Here is a 16,550-nt window from a genome sequence, read left to right as displayed (position 1 = left end):
GCACCTGTCGAGAGGCCTCGTAGTAGCAGGGTTCCTACCGCGTCATCTTGATCTGCCGCACGACGGGGATCGTGGGCAGCGAGCCGGTGTGGTCGGCCTCGTCCTTCGCTTGCGGCGAGGCCGGCGCGCGGGCGGTTGCGTCGGGGAAGCGCTGCTTCATCTCGCGCAGGAAGCCGTCGAGCGTGTCGACGCTGGCAGCGAGCTTGGCGATCTCGGCGAATTCGGCGCTGGAGGACGCTGCCGGCTTGCTCGCAATGTCGAAGGCGACCCGGTCCGCACTCTCGCTCATCAGCGGCGCATATTTCTCGCGGAAGCGCGACAGGCCGATCGAATCGTCGGCGAGCGCATAGCCGACGGCGGCGCGGATGATGTCGCTCTTCTCGACCGCGTTGAGTGGCTTGAAGTCGCGGAAGCGGTCGCCGTAATAGAGCTCGATCTGCTCGGCGGATTCGCGCCAGCGCCGCGCCGCCCAGAAGATGTCGGAGCGCAGGCGGAGCACCTCGCGTCCGGAAACGTTGGAGACGATGTCGAGCGCGAGATCGTGGCGGCCGACGTCGCTCTGCGCGCGCGCCTCCAGCAGCAGCCGCTGCTGCCGTAGCTCACCGGAGAGATCGCTGATGCGGCTCGCGCGCAGCGCCGAGATCGCCATGTCGGGCTTGCGGTTGGCGAGGTAGATCATGGACAGGCGCGCGGCGACCTGGGCGCGGGCTGCGCCTTCGAGGCGATGGTCGACCTGGTACTGCAACAGTTCGGCGGCCTGGTCGAGCAGGTCGATCGAGGCGAGACGGTCGGCGAGGCGGCGGATCAGTTCGTCGCCGCGGCGGCCGATCGGCGTCAGTTCGCGGAACTCGTAGAACATCCCGAGCGCCTCGACCGGCGGCAGCTCGTCGCCCTTGGGCCCCAGGAAGATCTGCGTGAACAGGTCGGAGGCGAGGTCCTGCGCCTGACGCGAGGCCTCGGCGTTCGGCTGGAGCCTTGTCGCGGTGCGCGCCGCCCTGAGCGCGTCCCGGTAGCGCCCGTTCTCGGCATATATCTGCGACAGCATCTGGAGCGTCTTGACCTCGATCGAGTCGCCCCGCCAGGTCATCGACAGCGTCTCGAGCTCACGCAGCGCGTCTTCCTTGCTGATCTCGTCGCGCTTCTGCCGCAGCGCCACTTCGAGCTGCTTGGCCTCGGCCGCCGCCTGACGATCGTTCGAGGCGACCGCGAATTTGTAGTCGTCGAGCGCATCCCTGTCGTGCCCGAGCGCCTCGGCGAGCCGGCCGCGCAGCACGGCGAAGCCGGGCGCCGCCTCTGGCGATATGCCGACCACCTCGATCTCGCTGCGGCGCTTGGAGGCGCCGGCATAATCCTTCACCTCGAGCGAGGCGCGCATCGCCTCCATCGTCACGATGCGCTGGATGTCGATCGGCAGCGAGGCGATGGCGAATTCGACGTTCTTGAACTTCTCGCGCGCATCCGCCCACTTGCCCTGGCGCGCATAGGCGAGCGCCTTCCAGAGTTGGGAATCGTGGCTGTTGCCGATCACGGGATTGGCGAGGTCCTTCAAGCCCTGCGCCGGCCGGCCGATCAAGATGTTCGCGATCGCATGCATGATCAGCGCGCCGCTCTCCTCCTTGTTGAGGGGATCGGCCAGCATCAGGTCGGTCACCGACTTGGCTTCGTGGTACATGGCGCGCGACATGTAGAACTGCGCGAGATCGAGCCGCGGCAGCGAGCGCTGCGCCGGCTCGACGGCCGCGATCGCCGTGATCAGACTGCCCTGGCGCGTCCAGAAATCCTCCGACTGGCCCTTGCGCCAGCCTTCCGGACTGAAGACCGGCCGCACCGCGGTCGGCGCGCGCTCGGCGGAGATATCGACCGGCGACAGCGTCAGTCCGCCCTTCTTGCCGAGAATGACCTTGTCGGATCCGACCTCGACGCCGACCTCGTCGGAGTTCGGCCGGATCGCGATGCCGTGCGCGGATTCCAGCAGCGAGAGATCGACGAGATCCTGCCGCTTGATGAAGCCGCGCACCGGCCGCTGCCCGGTGACGACATAGAGCGTGTCGCCGGCGTCGGGATCGGTCAGCTTGTGCAACAGGCCCGGATTGGCGAAGGGGATCGCGATATTGGCGAGTGCGGGGTCGGTGATGTTGCGCGACATCATCAGCGGCAGCGGCGTCGCCTGGATCTTGTCGGCGAGCGTCAGGAGCCAATTGGTCTCCTTGCCGACCTCCTCGCTCGTCAGCGAGTAGACCAGCGGCCGGGTGAGACGGATGCGGACCGCCTGCCCCTTGTCGAGCGGCATGCGGCTGACCTCGCCGATCATCGCACCGCCCCGACTGCGGATCGCCTCGACGTCGATCGGCTTCGGCGTATCGAACACCAGCCACACCGTATCGCCGCGGCGGAACGCCGCCGCAGGCGTTGCCACCTGAAGCGGGAAGATCACGCGCAAGCCATCGCTGTCGCGGCGGACATCGACGCTGGCCACGGTGGGCTGCGGCGCGGCCGGCGCCTCGGCAGGTGCGGCCTTGATGCTTTCCTTGACCGGCTCTTTCGCAGCCTCCTTCACGACCTCCTTGGGCGCTTCGGACACCGCGGGCTTGACGGGCGCGACCGCAGCTTCCGTTGCCGGCGCCACAGGCTTCGACACGTCCTTGGGCGGTTCCGCGGCATGCGGTGCTTCGGCCGCGGGAGCCGGCGCAGGCTTCGGTGCTTCGACCGGCGGCATCGCCGCCGGAGCTTCCGGCTTCACCTCGGGCTTCGCTTCGATCTTGGCTTCGATCTTGGCTTCGCGCGCGATCGTCTCGGACGTCGGCGGCGCGATCTCGCGATGGACCTCCTTCGGCTTCTCGGCCGCCGGCTTTTCCGGAGTCGGTCCATGGCCTTGGGCCGCAGGCTTCGCCTGCGCGATCACCGCCTCAGCCGTCGCGGCGGTCTTGCCCTTGTCGGGTTGGAAGGAGATGTCGACGACGTAATTCTTCTCGTCGCGGAAGGAGTGCACGTCCGAATCGCCGATCAGCGCGATCTCGACACTGGTCTGGTCGATGTCGGACTTCTGCTTGATCGAGGCGACATTCGGGGGCGCGGCGACGACGGCGTCCGCCAGATCGAAATTGAGGCCGGCATTGAACGCGAGCGTGAGCTTCTGCTCGTTGAGCACGGAGGACACACCGACGCCGTCGGGCATCTCGAACACGAAGCGCACGAAAGTCGGCTGCACCGAGGCGCGCACGCGGATCTGCGGACGCTTTTTGGTCTCTGCCGCGGCGCGCTGGGCGCGCAAGGCACGTTCGGCGACACGCGCACGCTCGGCCAGTTCCTTGACCACGTCCATGGGCAGGCTTGGCGGCGGCCCCGTCCAGCCCTCCGGCAAGAGATCGATGAAGGTGCGCTCGCCGGCGTTCATGGTGTTGACGGTGACGCGCCGCGCCAGCGACAGGCGGATGGCGCTGCCGTCGGGATCGCGGCGGGCAGAATTGACGTAGTCGGGCGCACCTTCCGGAACGCGATCGACGGGAACGTCGACCGCCCGGTCGAAGCGAATGATGAGAATGGAGCCGGCCGTCGTCACCTCGGAGGGAACGTCCTCGCCGAGCTTGATCACCAGACGGGCAAAGCCGCCACCGGCCGAGAAAGTCGCCTCGCCCCGGACCACATCGGCGGCGCGGGCGGGCGCACCGAGGCCGATGAGCAGGCAGGCCGCCAGCACGGGCGCCTTGCGGACATGGCGCGACAGCCCCCGCGCCAAAGCGCGGGCTCGCGACAAAAATCCAGCGGCAGCCTTCTGCGCCATTGGCGGCGTTTCTTCCAATTCGGCGGTCCATGCCGGCACTGGCGCCGGCCCGTGCCGTCGACTGTAGGTTTTGCCAATTAAGGACTTGTTAATGCTGTAATGACGAATTCACCCGGCACAGTGCGTCGCGACGCCTGCTTGCGGGCTCGGGCGTTCGTGCTTCGAAATCTGGAGAGCAAGTGGTTAAGGAGGTGTTAACCCCCCCTTTGTTCGCACCCGTCAGGAATGCCAATCAAACCCCGCGATTAGCCGGCAAGGAATTCAACTTGCCTCGCGCTTCGCGAATTGACTGCAAGGTCAATCGCTTTTCCGAGATTCGGCTCTCGATGTACTCACGCTCGAGATCGGTCAACTGTGTGTTCAACAACCGCTGATAGCGGCGAATGCTATCGTCGTGAGCTTGAATGAGCGCGAACCTTGCATCCATATTCACCTCCGATTCGTTCCGCCTCACCGAGCCAACTCAGTCGTAATCGACGCCATAACGCGCGAACTCGTCGCCGATGTTCTTCTGAATTGTCCTTGCAGTCGAAATGTCAGATTTTCCGCCGATCGCATCGCCTTGCTTCAGCTTGGCAAGCCCGCGACCAAAAAGCGCGCTCGCCAATTCGGGGGCGACTCGCAAGGCAGCATTGTAGTCATCGATCGCCGCACCGAACTCACCCATCTTCAGGTGGATCAGCCCACGCGAGTCGTACACGGCAGCGCTGGTCGATCCCGATTGAAGCGCTCTGTCGCAATCCTCCAGCGCTTCTCGCGAGGCGCTGAGAACCGCGCGGGTCCAACATCGTCCGCTCCATGCCGCCCGCGAGGCGGGCTGGAGACGGATTGCCTCGTCGTAATCATGCGCCGCGCGCTGGTGGTCGTTTTTCTTCAGATAGGCTCCGGCGCGGTTGACGAAGGCAGCGCCATAGCCGGGATCGAGCTTGATCGCATCATCAAAGGCTTCGATCGCGAGCTCATATTCACGTCTCCTCAAGTGAGCCACGCCGCGGTTGTTGAAGGCCTTTGCGTATGTCGGATTGAGTGCGATCGACTGATCGAAGTCGCTGATGGCGCTGTCGTAGTCGCCCTTTGCCGTGTAGGCGTTGCCGCGATTGTTATACGCGATTGCCAGAGCTGCCGACGAATCTGGACGCGCCTGTATGAAAGTCGTGCAGGCGCCGATCCGGGCATCGAGCGAGGTGGTACCCGTCCCGTTGCACAGTTCGATATTGCTGAGATAGCTGTCCTTCACCCCGGAGTTCTGGGCCGCGACCGGCAAGCCGACCCACATCAGGACGACAAGCGCCAGTCCGCCTTCGGCAACGGAGGATCCTGGTTTCATGTCAGGCTCCCGATCTTCTGAGATCTGGCGATTGCACCGGCTCGGACCAATTCTCTAGCAGCCGCGACAGATGTTCAGATTGAGCCTTTGCTCGGCCCTTTGCTCGGGTTGGCGTGGCCCCGCTGCGCCGGGCTTCTTCGTATATTTGGTCTTGCCCTCTTCGATCAGAGTGGAAAACCTGGTGGTTCCGTCGTCCGAGATTTCGACGTGAGGTGTAGTGCCTCGAATGCCCATCGTCGCGACCGGCGTTTCGATCTTCATGTCACCGGTCTTCGCAACCTGGCCGGCAACAAAAACGAACGTACCCTTGGTCAGGTTGAAGGCTGTCGAATTGGACTTTCCACCCGGCTCGTAGACGTATTCGTCCAATGTCATGCGGGCGTTGCTCGACAAGTTGAACGAAGTTCCATCGACGAAATTGATGCCGACCCGACTGTCGGCACCGGTTCGAACCACATCGCCCAAATAGACGGGATCACCGACTTTCGTCTGGATGGATTCGGCCCCGACGTTTGCCTGGACAATGGCGGCGCCCGCATGCTCGATGATGACCGAGCCATCGGCTGTCACAACTTTCCCGATTGGCTTTGACGACGAGTCCAGCACGGCGCGCCGCGGAGAATCGTCCTGCGCCTGAACCGGGCGGGGTGACGAAGCGGCCAGCGCAAGCACGAGACCTGCCACGAGAACAATCGCTGCACGAGCGCCCATGGCTTCCTCCTTTTCGAAGATATGATCCTCGAGCATCCGAACGGCTCCGACAGCGCTGGCGAAAGCCATCGGCGATAATGGCAGACCAGCAACAGCAAACCACGACAGCCAAAATGGTTATTCCGGGGTAATCCGAATGGCTGATCGCCGTGTCCAAAAGAGTCACTATCCGCGCCAGGCAATTTCAAACAGCTTTTAGCGCTGAAAGCGGTACCGTCGGGCGAAACGTCAGCAATTCTGCCGTGATCAGCTTGGGCGGAATTCTCAGAAACGACAACTTTTTAGCGGGCATAGCTGAGGTTGCCGGAACAAAATTGTTCCCGATCGCGTGACGCGGCAAGCCGGCCAAGACGCGGCGGCATAGGGCGACGCCTGAGGCCGACCGCTAGGGCAATCGAGGTTGAAAAATGGCCGTCACGTCCACTGCAGAGCACGGGGGCGAGCGCGAAGCCGCTGCGGGCCTGCATCGCCGCGTGAAGACGGCGAAGAGCAATCCTCCTGATGTACCCGCTATTCAATCTCATGAGCGAGCCTCTGCCGGCCGTTTCGGGATGCTGTCGCTCACGGCATTGCTCTTCTCGATGATCAAAGAGGTCAGGGCCGCAGACCCGAACGCAACGTTCCTGGACGACGATACGATTACATACAAGGACTTTGCACACGGCACGTTCGAGCTCACGACCAAGGAATCAATCCCGCGGCACATCATCGTCGAGGACCCCGGACAAACGGTCGTGCTGAGCAAGGTCGGCTCCGGGCTTACCGTGAATCAGCTCGACAACAGCGCGACCCGCATGGAGGAGCTGCGGGTGGCCCAGCAGGAGGCGCTCGAAAATTTCTCGAAGGGATTTGGCAAGAACGGGTCCGGCACGCCTCCGTTCGTCGAATCTCTGCCGCTGGAGCCGATCAATTTCATAGCGCCCGCGGCGCCAAGCGCACTGCTGCCGTTGCAGCCGATCATCGTCACGGTGCCCGACATCATCACGCCCGTGCGGACGCCGCCGATCTTGAATGTGCAGGCGGGACCGCTTGAACTCGACACGGTCGTGTTCGACGTCTTCACCGCAACGAGGGGAACCTTCAGCGCCAGCAGCTCCGGCGCCACGCTGACTTTCGGCATCAGTGGAGGCGCTACGGGCGCTACCGCGCTGCAGGGAGCGATCTACGACGTATCGAAGACCAGCTCTTATGGCACGCTTTATCTGAACAGCTCGACTGGCGCCTATGCCTTCGTTCCCAACAGTGGCGCGATCAACGCGCTGAAGACGCCGACCACCGATAGCTTTGTGATCACCGTGTCCGACGGGTCGCTTTCGGCTCAACAGGCCTTCACGATCAACATCAACGGGGCCGACGACGCGGCGATCATCTCCGGCACGACGACCGGCTTGTCAGTCGAATCCGGCGGCGTCGCCAATGCCGCATCCGGCCCACCTGGCCCACCTGTCACAACCGGCAAGCTTTCGGATATCGACGTCGACGACCCCGCCAACACTTTCACGGCCGTCAATTCCCCGACGAAGAGTGCACACGGCTACGGCACTTTCACCATGACCGCCGACGGCGTCTGGAGCTACACGCTCGATCAATCCAACAGCGCAGTGCAGGCTCTGAACGTCGGCAAGACGCTGACAGACACCTTCACGGTGACCAGCATCGGCGGCACCCCGCAGTTGATTACCATCACGATCAACGGCGCCAACGATGCTGCCATCATTTCCGGGACGACGACCGGCACCGTGACGGAAGCCGCATGTTGGAAGCCCGGGACTCCGATCGCGACCGGCAAGCTTGCAGATACGGATGTCGACAATACTCCCGACAGCTTCACGCCGGTGACCTCGCCAAGGGCGAGCGACCATGGCTACGGCTGCTTCCGGATGACGGCTGACGGCGTCTGGACCTACACGCTCGATGACACCAATTGCGCCGTCCAGGCGCTGAACGCCTACGACACCCTGACCGACACCTTCACCGTGACCACCGTCGACGGCACCGCGCAGGTGGTGACGATCACCATCCACGGCACGAACGATCCGGCCATCATCCACGGCTGCATCACCGGCTCGGTGACCGAGCCCGATTGCAGGGAACACGGCAAGCCGACGGCGAGCGGCAGACTGACTGACACCGACGTCGACAACACGCCGAACACATTCACGCCGGTCACTTGTGCGACACGGAGCGCGGGCGGCTACGGCGCTTTCACGATGACCGCCGCCGGTGTGTGGACCTACACGCTCGACACCACCAACTGTGCCGTGCAGGCGCTTCCTTCCTGCGAGACTTTGACCGACACCTTCACGGTCACGACCATCGATGGGACGGAACAGACCATAGCCATCACAATCCACGGCGCCGACGATCGCGACCATTTCGGCCACGCGGCAGCTCTCAATGCCGCCGATCCGCCCCACGCCACCGCGCCCCCCGAAGACAATGCGGCTGCGAGAGCCTTTGCCGCCGGTCCGACGGTGGCTGCGAGCACCCATGACGCGAACACGGATGGCATCGGCGCCTCCGGCGAAAGTCCGGATCATGGCAAGATCGGCACAAACGGCGGTCGCGACACCTCTCACGACGGGCACGAACAGACCCTTCTTGCCGGCGGCTCCAGAGACGATCATTTCGTCTTTGCCTCGACGTCGAATTCCAGTGCAGCGCGCCCTGATATCATCTCTGGTTTCAAGGCAGACTCTGAGCGGGGCGACCTGATAGCGCTCGGCGCGCTCACCCTCTCCGTTCTGGCACTCGACCCCTCCAGCACGACGGTGCCCGCACATACGATCGCCTGGCTCTACGACAGCTCGGCGAACCAGACCATCGTTTACGTCAATCCGACGGATCAAAGCCTGAGCATCGGCGATTCCAGCCTGGTGGAAGTCCATCTCGATGGCTTCTCCACCGTCCAGACGTCGGATTTCATGCTCGCGCTGGAAACGTCGGGTCATGCGATGGCAGCCGAGCCGGCCAATCTCGAACCGGGCGCGGACAACGACGCGACCGGTAGCCCGACGACGGCGGCCAGCCTCTCATCGGGCGAAATCGTCCATGAGCGAGCCGCCCTGATCGACGGAGACGGGCCCGGGCAAGCTGCGAAGGCGAGCGGGTGCAGGTTAGATGTCGATTGCGAACGGGTTGTCCGGGTCGGGCACACCCAGTTCGTTCAGCCCGACGATGCGAACACGCGATCGGACGCGCCAACCGGCGAGAACGTGGCCTCCGCGGTGAGCCACGTGCAGCCCGTCAACCAGCTTCATCCCACGGCAGTCGCGGAGAATAGGTTCGTATTCGACAAGTTGACACCGTTCGACAACGGCAAGGGGATCGCGCCCGCTCCAGAGAGCGTGGCCGCCAAGGACAGCGGCCCGGTCACGCCGTCCACGGTCGACCCAAGCATGGAGTCCGGCCCAGACTCCATCGAGACGTCACACCACGAAAATCACTTGCGCGAGCATCATCATGGGGACCCGATAGCCGAGAACGGCCTTCCTCGAGTTGCTTCGGTTCACCTCGGGGACTCATTTCATTTCAAGCAGCACGGCTCTGACGGTTCGGGTGACATTGCGCCCGCGCCCTGGCACGCGGCGGTCGAACCCTACGCCATCAAGGATGGCGCTTTGCATGGCCACCATTCAGAGCTCAGCGCAGGATGGGACGATCCTTCGGACCCGTCCGGTCATCACGAACATGCTGGCGTCGTCCACGGATTCGGGGCGGCGTCGATGCCTGAACCGTCCCCGTCGCATATTGATCCGGCTCACGGTGCAGGCTCAGCTCACGCCCACGTGCCGCACGATCTCATCGTGTGATGTCCACAGGGCAACTGGATCTTCAGTGTTGTTTTCCCGTGCCATCCGATGCGGCGGAGCTGTCCCGCTCGGGACAAACATCGTCAGTGTCGCCATCCCCTTCTTGCGGCGGCAATGCATGCTGATGGTCAAGCGCGGATGTCCAGGCCAACGTCATCGCCGCGATGAGCAGCCGATTGACGGCTTCGATTGCGCGTTCTGCTACGGACGAGTAATTCATGGCTTCCGCCCGCGCGGCTGATTGCCGCTGGCGGGAGCCTAGGACGAACTCGCCAGCACCAGTGTACTCCAGTTCACAGTTGCACGCGTCAACTCATCGCAGCCTCAGAAGATGCCGCTTGCTTCAGCTGCATCTGCAACGCGAGCCGACGAGCTTCGTGCGGCAAAGACGTCAAGCTCGCGGCGCCCCCCACTCCCCGGCGCGTTTGATCTGCGTACTTGGTTGCCAAGTAGGCTCGCACAACCTCAGAGGTGTTGCGGTCCATCAACGACTCTGAATCAAATGTGATCATTGCGATGCGAATGCGATTGGTCAACTTTTTTGGGGGAGCAATCAATGAGCGGAGAAGCCAACTGCATTGTATGTAGCCAGGCAAGAGCGGTCGTAGCCGTCTTTCCAATCGCGCGGGGCTATGCACTAAAGGTATACGAGTGTTCCTGCTGCCACAGCACCCTTCATCTCGTGACTCGCACGACGAAGGCTGCGCTGATCAGGCAGCACTGCGAGACCCTCCTTCCCGTCGAGAAGCCGCTGAGCGCGACGGGTCCCAGGGTTCAACAGCGGTTCGCGCACTAGACACGCAAGGCGTCTAGCCGCGTACAGGCCGAACGACCGCGCGATTGCGCGCGGGCTGCCGCAGCCCGCCGCGCCTCCGGAGCCTTCAATTCGGCTTTTGCGTCGGCTTGCCGTCGATCTTGGGGAGATCGCCGGCCGCGGCCGATTGATCGCCGCCGCCATTGGCCCGGCGGGCCATCTCGACCGTCAGCCGTTCGGCGGCCTCCGGCGACATCACGCCCATGATGTCCGACATCTTTCGCGGGGCGATCTGCGAGGCGATCTCGATCAGCACGCCCATCTCGAGCCGGTCGAACACCCGTGCCGCGTCCTTGGGCTTCATGCCCTCATACATGGTCACGAGGCCCTTCATGCGCTGGGCTTCGGCCGCCTTCTGCTCGGCCTGGGTCGCGGAGATGCGGGATTCCACCGCCTTCATCTCCTCGACCTTGTTTTCGATGCGCTTCTCGGCCGACTTCAGCAGGCTCTCGCGGATGTCGATCTCGCGCTGGCGGGACTCGATCTCCTGGCGGCGTGCCTGCAAGCGCTCCAGGATCGCGCGCTCGGAGGCCGAGACCTGCGGCTGGGCCTCGTCCATCTTGACCACAGTGCCCTCGGGCTTGGTCTCGGGCGCGGCGGGCTTTGGCGCCTCCTTCGGCGCGCCGTGGGTAGATCCCGTGATATCGGGGTCTTCCCGCCCCGTCGGAAAGTTCAGATTCTCCTGCGCCCAGGATTTCTTGATCTGGCTCGGCTGGTAGTCGAAGACATAGCCGCCATTGATCACGAGGCCCACGACCTTGAGCGTGGCGAGCCCTGCGACGGCGACCAGGACGACTGGAATGACGCGGATGTTACGAAAGGACTTCATACCCTGACTTTATGCCGCAAGGCCGTTGGATCGTCGGCGCTCGGAGAAGGCTTCGGCCGCAGCCGCCACCGCCTTCGCCGATGAGGGCTTGGCCGCGGGCACCGCGGCCGCTTCCGGGCTCGCCGCAGGGCGCGCGGCGATTGCAATCTTGGACAGGCGCCGCACCACGTTGTCGGCTTCGCCGAGCTGCTTGTAGAGCTGGTCCGACATCTGCGTCGCCGCCGCCAGCTGGCTGCCGAGGTTCTCGTTGACGTCGCGCACCGCGAGCTTCAGCCCGCCGATCGCGCGCTCGGCGATCTCGGTGGCGGTGATCAACTCGCCGATGACCGCCTTCAGCGAATGCTCGTCCGCCTTCAGCCGCGTCAGCCGCTTGTTGAGCATGACACAGTAGACGATGGTCAGCATCAGCAGGATAGCCACCAGCGTCTCGATCGCCATTCCCAGGGAGTGGTTCATGGGGCCTCCATCATCTTGTTCTGCTCGTCCACCTTCTCGAACATCGCAAGTGTCGTACTTGGCTTGCGCAGGGGTTTCGTCACCCGTATCGCGACGCGGTCGCCGACCCGGCCCATCCGCCCCTCGGTCAGGGTGACGTCGCCACAACGAACGGTCACGTTGGCATCCGCGCGCATGTCGAGCGGCAGGGTGTCGCCGACCTTGAGCCGCATCAGCTGCTTGAGCGGGATTTCGGCCTCGTAGAGCACGGCATCGACCGCGATCTCGGCCTGGTTGATCTCGGTGGCGAAATGGCCCTCCCAGATCGTGTCGCGGCCGAATTTTTCGCCCATGAACATCTGGAGCAGGACGCCCCGGATCGGCTCGATGGTCGCGTAAGGCAGCAGCAGCTCGATATTGCCGCCGCGATCTTCCATGTCGATGCGCAGGCGCACCAGGATCGCGGCGTTGGCAGGACGGCTGATGGCGGCGAAGCGCGGATTGGTCTCGAGCCGGTCGATCGTGAAGGTCACCGGCGACAGCGGCCGGAACGCCTGCTCGGCGTCGACCAGCACCACCTCGACCAGTCGCTTGACCAGCTCGGTCTCGATCGTGGTGTAGGGCCGGCCCTCGATGCGGAGCTGGCTGGCGCCGCGGCGACCGCCGAGCAGCACGTCGATCATCGAATAGATCAGGCTGGAATCGACCACCGCCATGCCGAAGTTTTCCCACTCCTCGGCCTTGAACACCGAGAGAACGGCCGGCAGCGGGATCGAGTTCATGTAGTCGCCGAAGCGCACCGAGGTGATGCGGTCGAGCGAGACCTCGACGTTGTCGGAGGTGAAATTGCGCAAGGAGGTCGTCAGCAACCGCACCAGGCGGTCGAAGACGATTTCGAGCATCGGCAGACGCTCGTAGGAAACCATCGCGGAATCGATGATCGCGCGAATGCCGGAATGGTCGTCGAGCGTGACGTCGCCGACCGCGAAGCCGAGAAGGTTGTCGATCTCCTCCTGCGACAGCACCCGCTCGCCGGAATTCTTGCCGGCGCCGAGATCGCGGCTGCCGTCCTCGACCATGGCCGCCCATTGCAGGGCCATGGTCTCGGATAGTTCGTTTTCGGCAGCAGCCTTCGCGGCCTCCGCGGGATCCTCGGAATCAAGCGAGGCCTCCCATTGGGCGGCAATTGCATCCTGGTCTGGTTGGTCGGTGCCTGCCATGATCCCTAGCCCGTCATGCTCACTGGATCACGACTTCCTTGAACAGCACCGCGCTGACCTGGATCGGGGAAACCGCCGCATTGACGCGCTTGGTCAGCTCTTCCTTGAGGCGGAAGACGCCGGCGGACCCGTTGAGGTCGGAGGAGCGCAGCTCGCGCACATAGGTCTGGAAGATGTCGGTGATGCGCGGCATCGTCGGCTTGATCGCCTCGATCTGCTTCTCTTCCTTCAGCTCCAGCACGATCTTGAGCTTGAGATATTGCACGCGCTCACCGGGCGCGCCGGCGAGGTTGACCATGATGTCGGGCACGTCGACGAAGGCCGGCGGCTTCGGCGGCGGCGCCGCCTCGGCGTGATGCTCGTCGTCGCCATGACGGAAGAAGAAGAACCAGGTCGCGGCACCGCCGCCGAGGACGGCGAGTAGACCGACGGCCATGATGATGAGCTTGAGCTTGTTCTTCGGCGGAGCGGCTTCCGCGCCTTCGGCGGCTGCGCCGCCTTCCGCTTCATTGTCTGCCATGGTCGATAGGCTCGCTCATCTCATAAAGGGTCGAAAGAGCGAAGCCTCCTGGCAGACAGTGACGCGATACAAATGCCCCAGCGCAGTGCGCTCCTCTTACACGCAAACGCTACGGTAATAATGGTTAACGGAATCTTTCGATTGGGCCTCCACTAGGAAAAATCTGCCGGGCAAACATGGCTAACAGAACCTTTCTGCCGCCTCCCCGCTCCCCGCTAAAATCGACAAGACATTGAAATTACTTTGTTTTCTGAGTTGGCACGGCTTTCGCTGAGAGAGGACCGAGGCCGGAGGGTTTGGGAGAACCTGGCAGTCTCGTTCACGGGTCGGCCAAGGCGCTTGGGAGAGCGAGGTGGCAGGCTCACTCAGGGGAGATTTCCGATGCAGAACGCGCTTCTGATCGGCTTGTCACGGCAGATGACGTTGGAACGGCAGATGGATGTCATCGCCAACAACGTCGCCAATGCCAACACCAACGGCTTCAAGGCCGACCATTCGCTGTTCGAGGAGTTTCTCAACTCGAACGCGCGTGAGGACAATTTCATCGCGTCCGACCGCCGGGTCTCCTATGTGCAGGACCGCGGCACCTTCCGCGACGTCGGCCAGGGGCCGATGGAGCCGACCAACAACCCGCTCGACATGGCGATCGACGGCAACGCGTTCTTCGCGGTGCAGGCCAATGGCGGCGAACGCTACACCCGCGACGGCAAATTCTCGCTCAACAGCACCGGCCAGCTCGTCACCTCCGACGGCAACCTCGTGCTCGGCACTGGCGGCCCGATCACCTTCCAGCCCACCGACCACGACATCAATGTCGCGCCCGACGGCACCGTCACGGTGCTCGAGGGCACCGCCAAGACCGACTCGATCCGCGGCAAGATCCGCATGGCTGCGTTCGACGATGCGGCGAAGCTGACCAAGCTCGGCGCCAACCTCTACGACGTCGGCTCCGCGACCCCGCAGGCCATCACCAAGTCGACCGTGCGCCAGGGCTACATCGAGAAGTCCAACGTGAACTCGGTCGGCGAGATGAGCCGCATGGTCGAGGTCATGCGCAGCTACACCGCCATCGCCAACCTGCTTCAGCAGCAGAGCGACCTCCACAAATCGGCGATCGAGAAGCTCGCCGACGTTCCGGCCTGATTAGGGGATCACTGACATGCAAGCGCTCCACACCGCTGCGACCGGAATGGCGGCCCAGGAACTCAACGTCCAGGTCATCTCCAACAACATCGCCAACCTGCGCACCACCGGTTTCAAGAAGCAGACGGCGGCGTTCCAGGACCTGATCTACGAGCACGTCCGCCGCGTCGGCGCGCAGGCCTCGGACCAGGGCACCATCGTGCCTGTCGGCGTCGACATCGGCGGCGGCGTCAAGACCGTCGGCACGCCGCGCAGCATGACGCAGGGCACGCTGTCGCAGACCGGCAACGATCTCGACCTCGCGATCTCGGGCGAAGGCTTCTTCAAGATCCTGATGCCCGACGGCACCTTCCAGTACACCCGCGACGGCACCTTCCAGATGGACAACCAGGGCCGCGTCGTCACCGCGCAGGGCAACCCGGTGCAGCCGACCATCACCATCCCGAACAACGCCTCCGGCCTCGCCGTCAACGAGCAGGGCCAGGTCTCGGTGACGCTGCCGGGTTCGTCGACGTCGGCCGTTCAGGGCCAGATCGGCGTGACCCGCTTCATCAACAAGGCGGGCCTCCAGCCCGTCGGCAACAATCAGTTCGTCGAGACGCCCTCTTCCGGCCCGCCGCAGGACGGCACCGCGAACTCCGAAGGCTACGGCAAGGTCACGCAGGGCAGCCTGGAGCAGGCCAATGTCGACGTCGTCTCGGAGATGAGCGACCTGATCGCCGCGCAGCGCGCCTACGAGATGAACGCCAAGGTCATCAGCGCCGCCGACCAGATGATGCAATCGACCACGGCGCTGTTCCGCTGAGGTGATGACGATGATCCGCACCACCCTCGCCACGATCTCCGCTTTCCTGCTGCTGGCACTGCCGGCGCAGGCCGCCGACGATTTCATCGCAGCGCCGACGCTGCGCGCGAGCGTCACCGTGACCTCGGACGTGGTGCGGGTCGGCGATCTCATCGACAATGCCGGCTCGGCCGCGCTGATCCCGGTCTACCGCTCGCCCGATCTCGGCACCACCGGCGCGCTGCCGGTCGCGCATGTGCTGTCTGTGCTGCGCGCAAAACAGGTGATCGGCGTAATGACCGGCGACATCAAGGAAGTCCAGGTCACTCGCCTCGCCCGCACGCTCGCCAACAAGGACCTCGAAACCGCGGTGGCCTCGGCGCTCGAGCGCCGCTTCGGCCTTGGGGAAGCCGCCAACATCGCCGTCACGTTCGACCGCGGCGTCGCCGACATGCGGCTCGATGCCTCCAACACCGGCGCGCTCCAGCCGGTCGCCACCCGCTATGACGCCCGCAACGGCCGTTTCGACATCGCCTTCGAGATCAACAACGACAGCAATCCGGCGCCGACCAAGCTGCGCTTCACCGGCACCGCGATCGAGACGGTGGAGGTGGCCGTGCTGACGCGCGACATCGACCGCGCCGATCTCCTCAAGTCCTCCGACATCGCGCTGGAGCGCCGGCCCAAGGCCGAGGTCACCGGCGAGCCCGCCTCGCGCGATCGCACGCTCGGCATGCAGCTGCGCCGGCCGATGCGGGCGGGTATGCCGATCCGCGTCGCCGACATCGTCAAGCCCGACTTCGTGTCGCGCGACCAGAGCGTCACCGTCATCTACCAGGTCCCCGGGATCTACCTCACCACGCGCGGCAAGGCGCTCGAAAGCGGCGCCGAGGGCGACACCGTCAGCGTGCTCAATCTCCAGACCAAGCGCACGCTGGCGGGCATTGTCACCGGTCGCGGCCAGGTGACGATCCAGGGCGCGAGCCAGTCCGCGCCGATGGCGCCTGCGGTCGAGCAGACCTCCTCGCTCAAGCGCGACGAAGCGCCCACCCCCGCGGCCGCTGCTGCAGCGCTCGCACAGAGCCTGGTCCAGCCCCCCACGTCTCCGGCCCAGATCGCCCAAGCCCAGATTCCGCAAGTTCGCGTCCCGCAAGCTCCAGCCAAGTCAGAGTAA

The 16,550-nt window shown here is 64.2% G+C and carries 13 protein-coding genes; 4 read left to right on the top strand and 9 right to left on the bottom strand.

Annotation, left to right across the window (positions count from 1 at the left end):
* Nucleotides 1-34 precede the first annotated feature (34 nt).
* The 4 genes from AB7290_RS14520 to AB7290_RS14505 form a co-directional block, all read right to left on the bottom strand.
* Entirely contained in the window at nucleotides 35-3,781 is a 3,747-nt protein-coding gene (locus AB7290_RS14520) for a hypothetical protein (RefSeq protein WP_085405908.1), read from the bottom strand.
* Between the two features lie 232 nt (nucleotides 3,782-4,013).
* Nucleotides 4,014-4,208: a hypothetical protein gene (locus tag AB7290_RS14515; protein WP_085405907.1), complete on the bottom strand. Its 195-nt coding sequence runs from the start codon at nucleotides 4,206-4,208 to the stop codon at nucleotides 4,014-4,016.
* 36 nt (nucleotides 4,209-4,244) lie between these two features.
* Nucleotides 4,245-5,018 (bottom strand): tetratricopeptide repeat protein, encoded by a 774-nt coding sequence (locus tag AB7290_RS14510; protein ID WP_245328614.1) that lies wholly within the window; start codon nucleotides 5,016-5,018, stop codon nucleotides 4,245-4,247.
* 144 nt (nucleotides 5,019-5,162) lie between these two features.
* Entirely contained in the window at nucleotides 5,163-5,855 is a 693-nt protein-coding gene (locus tag AB7290_RS14505) for a FecR family protein (protein WP_084795356.1), read from the bottom strand.
* A 371-nt stretch (nucleotides 5,856-6,226) separates the two neighbouring features.
* On the opposite strand from AB7290_RS14505, the gene AB7290_RS14500 reads away from it, so the two are divergent.
* On the top strand, nucleotides 6,227-9,631 hold the full coding sequence (locus AB7290_RS14500; RefSeq protein WP_085405906.1) for a VCBS domain-containing protein: 3,405 nt from the start codon (nucleotides 6,227-6,229) through the stop codon (nucleotides 9,629-9,631).
* Between the two features lie 22 nt (nucleotides 9,632-9,653).
* Here the strand turns inward: AB7290_RS14500 and AB7290_RS14495 are convergent, their stop codons facing one another.
* From AB7290_RS14495 to fliL, 5 genes are all read right to left on the bottom strand, one after another.
* Nucleotides 9,654-9,851: a hypothetical protein gene (locus tag AB7290_RS14495; protein ID WP_144030896.1), complete on the bottom strand. Its 198-nt coding sequence runs from the start codon at nucleotides 9,849-9,851 to the stop codon at nucleotides 9,654-9,656.
* A 661-nt stretch (nucleotides 9,852-10,512) separates the two neighbouring features.
* Nucleotides 10,513-11,274, bottom strand: coding sequence for a MotE family protein (locus AB7290_RS14490; RefSeq protein ID WP_014494009.1), 762 nt, complete (start codon nucleotides 11,272-11,274; stop codon nucleotides 10,513-10,515).
* A 9-nt stretch (nucleotides 11,275-11,283) separates the two neighbouring features.
* Nucleotides 11,284-11,730 carry a DUF6468 domain-containing protein gene (locus tag AB7290_RS14485; RefSeq protein WP_063982280.1) on the bottom strand — a complete coding sequence of 149 codons (447 nt, stop codon included), beginning with the start codon at nucleotides 11,728-11,730 and terminating at the stop codon, nucleotides 11,284-11,286.
* A complete protein-coding gene (gene fliM, locus AB7290_RS14480; RefSeq protein ID WP_071912214.1) occupies nucleotides 11,727-12,929 on the bottom strand; it encodes a flagellar motor switch protein FliM in 1,203 nt (400 codons plus the stop codon). The genes AB7290_RS14485 and fliM overlap by 4 nt, the downstream gene beginning before the upstream one ends.
* 19 nt (nucleotides 12,930-12,948) lie before the next feature.
* Nucleotides 12,949-13,449: a flagellar basal body-associated protein FliL gene (gene fliL, locus AB7290_RS14475; protein ID WP_085405903.1), complete on the bottom strand. Its 501-nt coding sequence runs from the start codon at nucleotides 13,447-13,449 to the stop codon at nucleotides 12,949-12,951.
* A 381-nt stretch (nucleotides 13,450-13,830) separates the two neighbouring features.
* Here fliL and flgF point away from each other — a divergent pair, with 381 nt between their 5' ends.
* Genes flgF through flgA form a run of 3 tightly spaced genes read left to right on the top strand, consistent with a single transcriptional unit; the run spans nucleotide 13,831 to nucleotide 16,550 of the window.
* Nucleotides 13,831-14,592 (top strand): flagellar basal-body rod protein FlgF, encoded by a 762-nt coding sequence (flgF, locus tag AB7290_RS14470; RefSeq protein ID WP_063982277.1) that lies wholly within the window; start codon nucleotides 13,831-13,833, stop codon nucleotides 14,590-14,592.
* 16 nt (nucleotides 14,593-14,608) lie between these two features.
* Nucleotides 14,609-15,397, top strand: a complete 789-nt coding sequence (gene flgG, locus AB7290_RS14465; protein WP_014494004.1) for a flagellar basal-body rod protein FlgG — start codon at nucleotides 14,609-14,611, stop codon at nucleotides 15,395-15,397.
* Nucleotides 15,398-15,407: 10 nt separating this feature from the next.
* Nucleotides 15,408-16,550, top strand: a complete 1,143-nt coding sequence (gene flgA / locus AB7290_RS14460; RefSeq protein ID WP_085405940.1) for a flagellar basal body P-ring formation chaperone FlgA — start codon at nucleotides 15,408-15,410, stop codon at nucleotides 16,548-16,550.

Source organism: Bradyrhizobium sp. 613_E4_N2_2 (genome assembly GCF_052075995.1).
GTDB classification, from domain to species: Bacteria; Pseudomonadota; Alphaproteobacteria; order Rhizobiales; family Xanthobacteraceae; genus Bradyrhizobium; species Bradyrhizobium barranii.
Note: the sequence above shows the minus strand (reverse complement) of the source record. Positions and strands in the feature narration are given on the sequence as shown.

Coding starts and splice junctions, on each gene's coding strand:
- AB7290_RS14520 (WP_085405908.1), bottom strand. CDS start 3,781: ATGGCGCAGAAGGCTGCCGCTGGATTTTTGTCGCGAGCCCGCGCTTTG.
- AB7290_RS14495 (WP_144030896.1), bottom strand. CDS start 9,851: ATGAATTACTCGTCCGTAGCAGAACGCGCAATCGAAGCCGTCAATCGG.
- AB7290_RS14500 (WP_085405906.1), top strand. CDS start 6,227: ATGGCCGTCACGTCCACTGCAGAGCACGGGGGCGAGCGCGAAGCCGCT.
- AB7290_RS14490 (WP_014494009.1), bottom strand. CDS start 11,274: ATGAAGTCCTTTCGTAACATCCGCGTCATTCCAGTCGTCCTGGTCGCC.
- flgA (WP_085405940.1), top strand. CDS start 15,408: ATGATCCGCACCACCCTCGCCACGATCTCCGCTTTCCTGCTGCTGGCA.
- AB7290_RS14485 (WP_063982280.1), bottom strand. CDS start 11,730: ATGAACCACTCCCTGGGAATGGCGATCGAGACGCTGGTGGCTATCCTG.
- fliL (WP_085405903.1), bottom strand. CDS start 13,449: ATGGCAGACAATGAAGCGGAAGGCGGCGCAGCCGCCGAAGGCGCGGAA.
- fliM (WP_071912214.1), bottom strand. CDS start 12,929: ATGGCAGGCACCGACCAACCAGACCAGGATGCAATTGCCGCCCAATGG.
- AB7290_RS14505 (WP_084795356.1), bottom strand. CDS start 5,855: ATGCTCGAGGATCATATCTTCGAAAAGGAGGAAGCCATGGGCGCTCGT.
- AB7290_RS14515 (WP_085405907.1), bottom strand. CDS start 4,208: ATGGATGCAAGGTTCGCGCTCATTCAAGCTCACGACGATAGCATTCGC.
- flgF (WP_063982277.1), top strand. CDS start 13,831: ATGCAGAACGCGCTTCTGATCGGCTTGTCACGGCAGATGACGTTGGAA.
- flgG (WP_014494004.1), top strand. CDS start 14,609: ATGCAAGCGCTCCACACCGCTGCGACCGGAATGGCGGCCCAGGAACTC.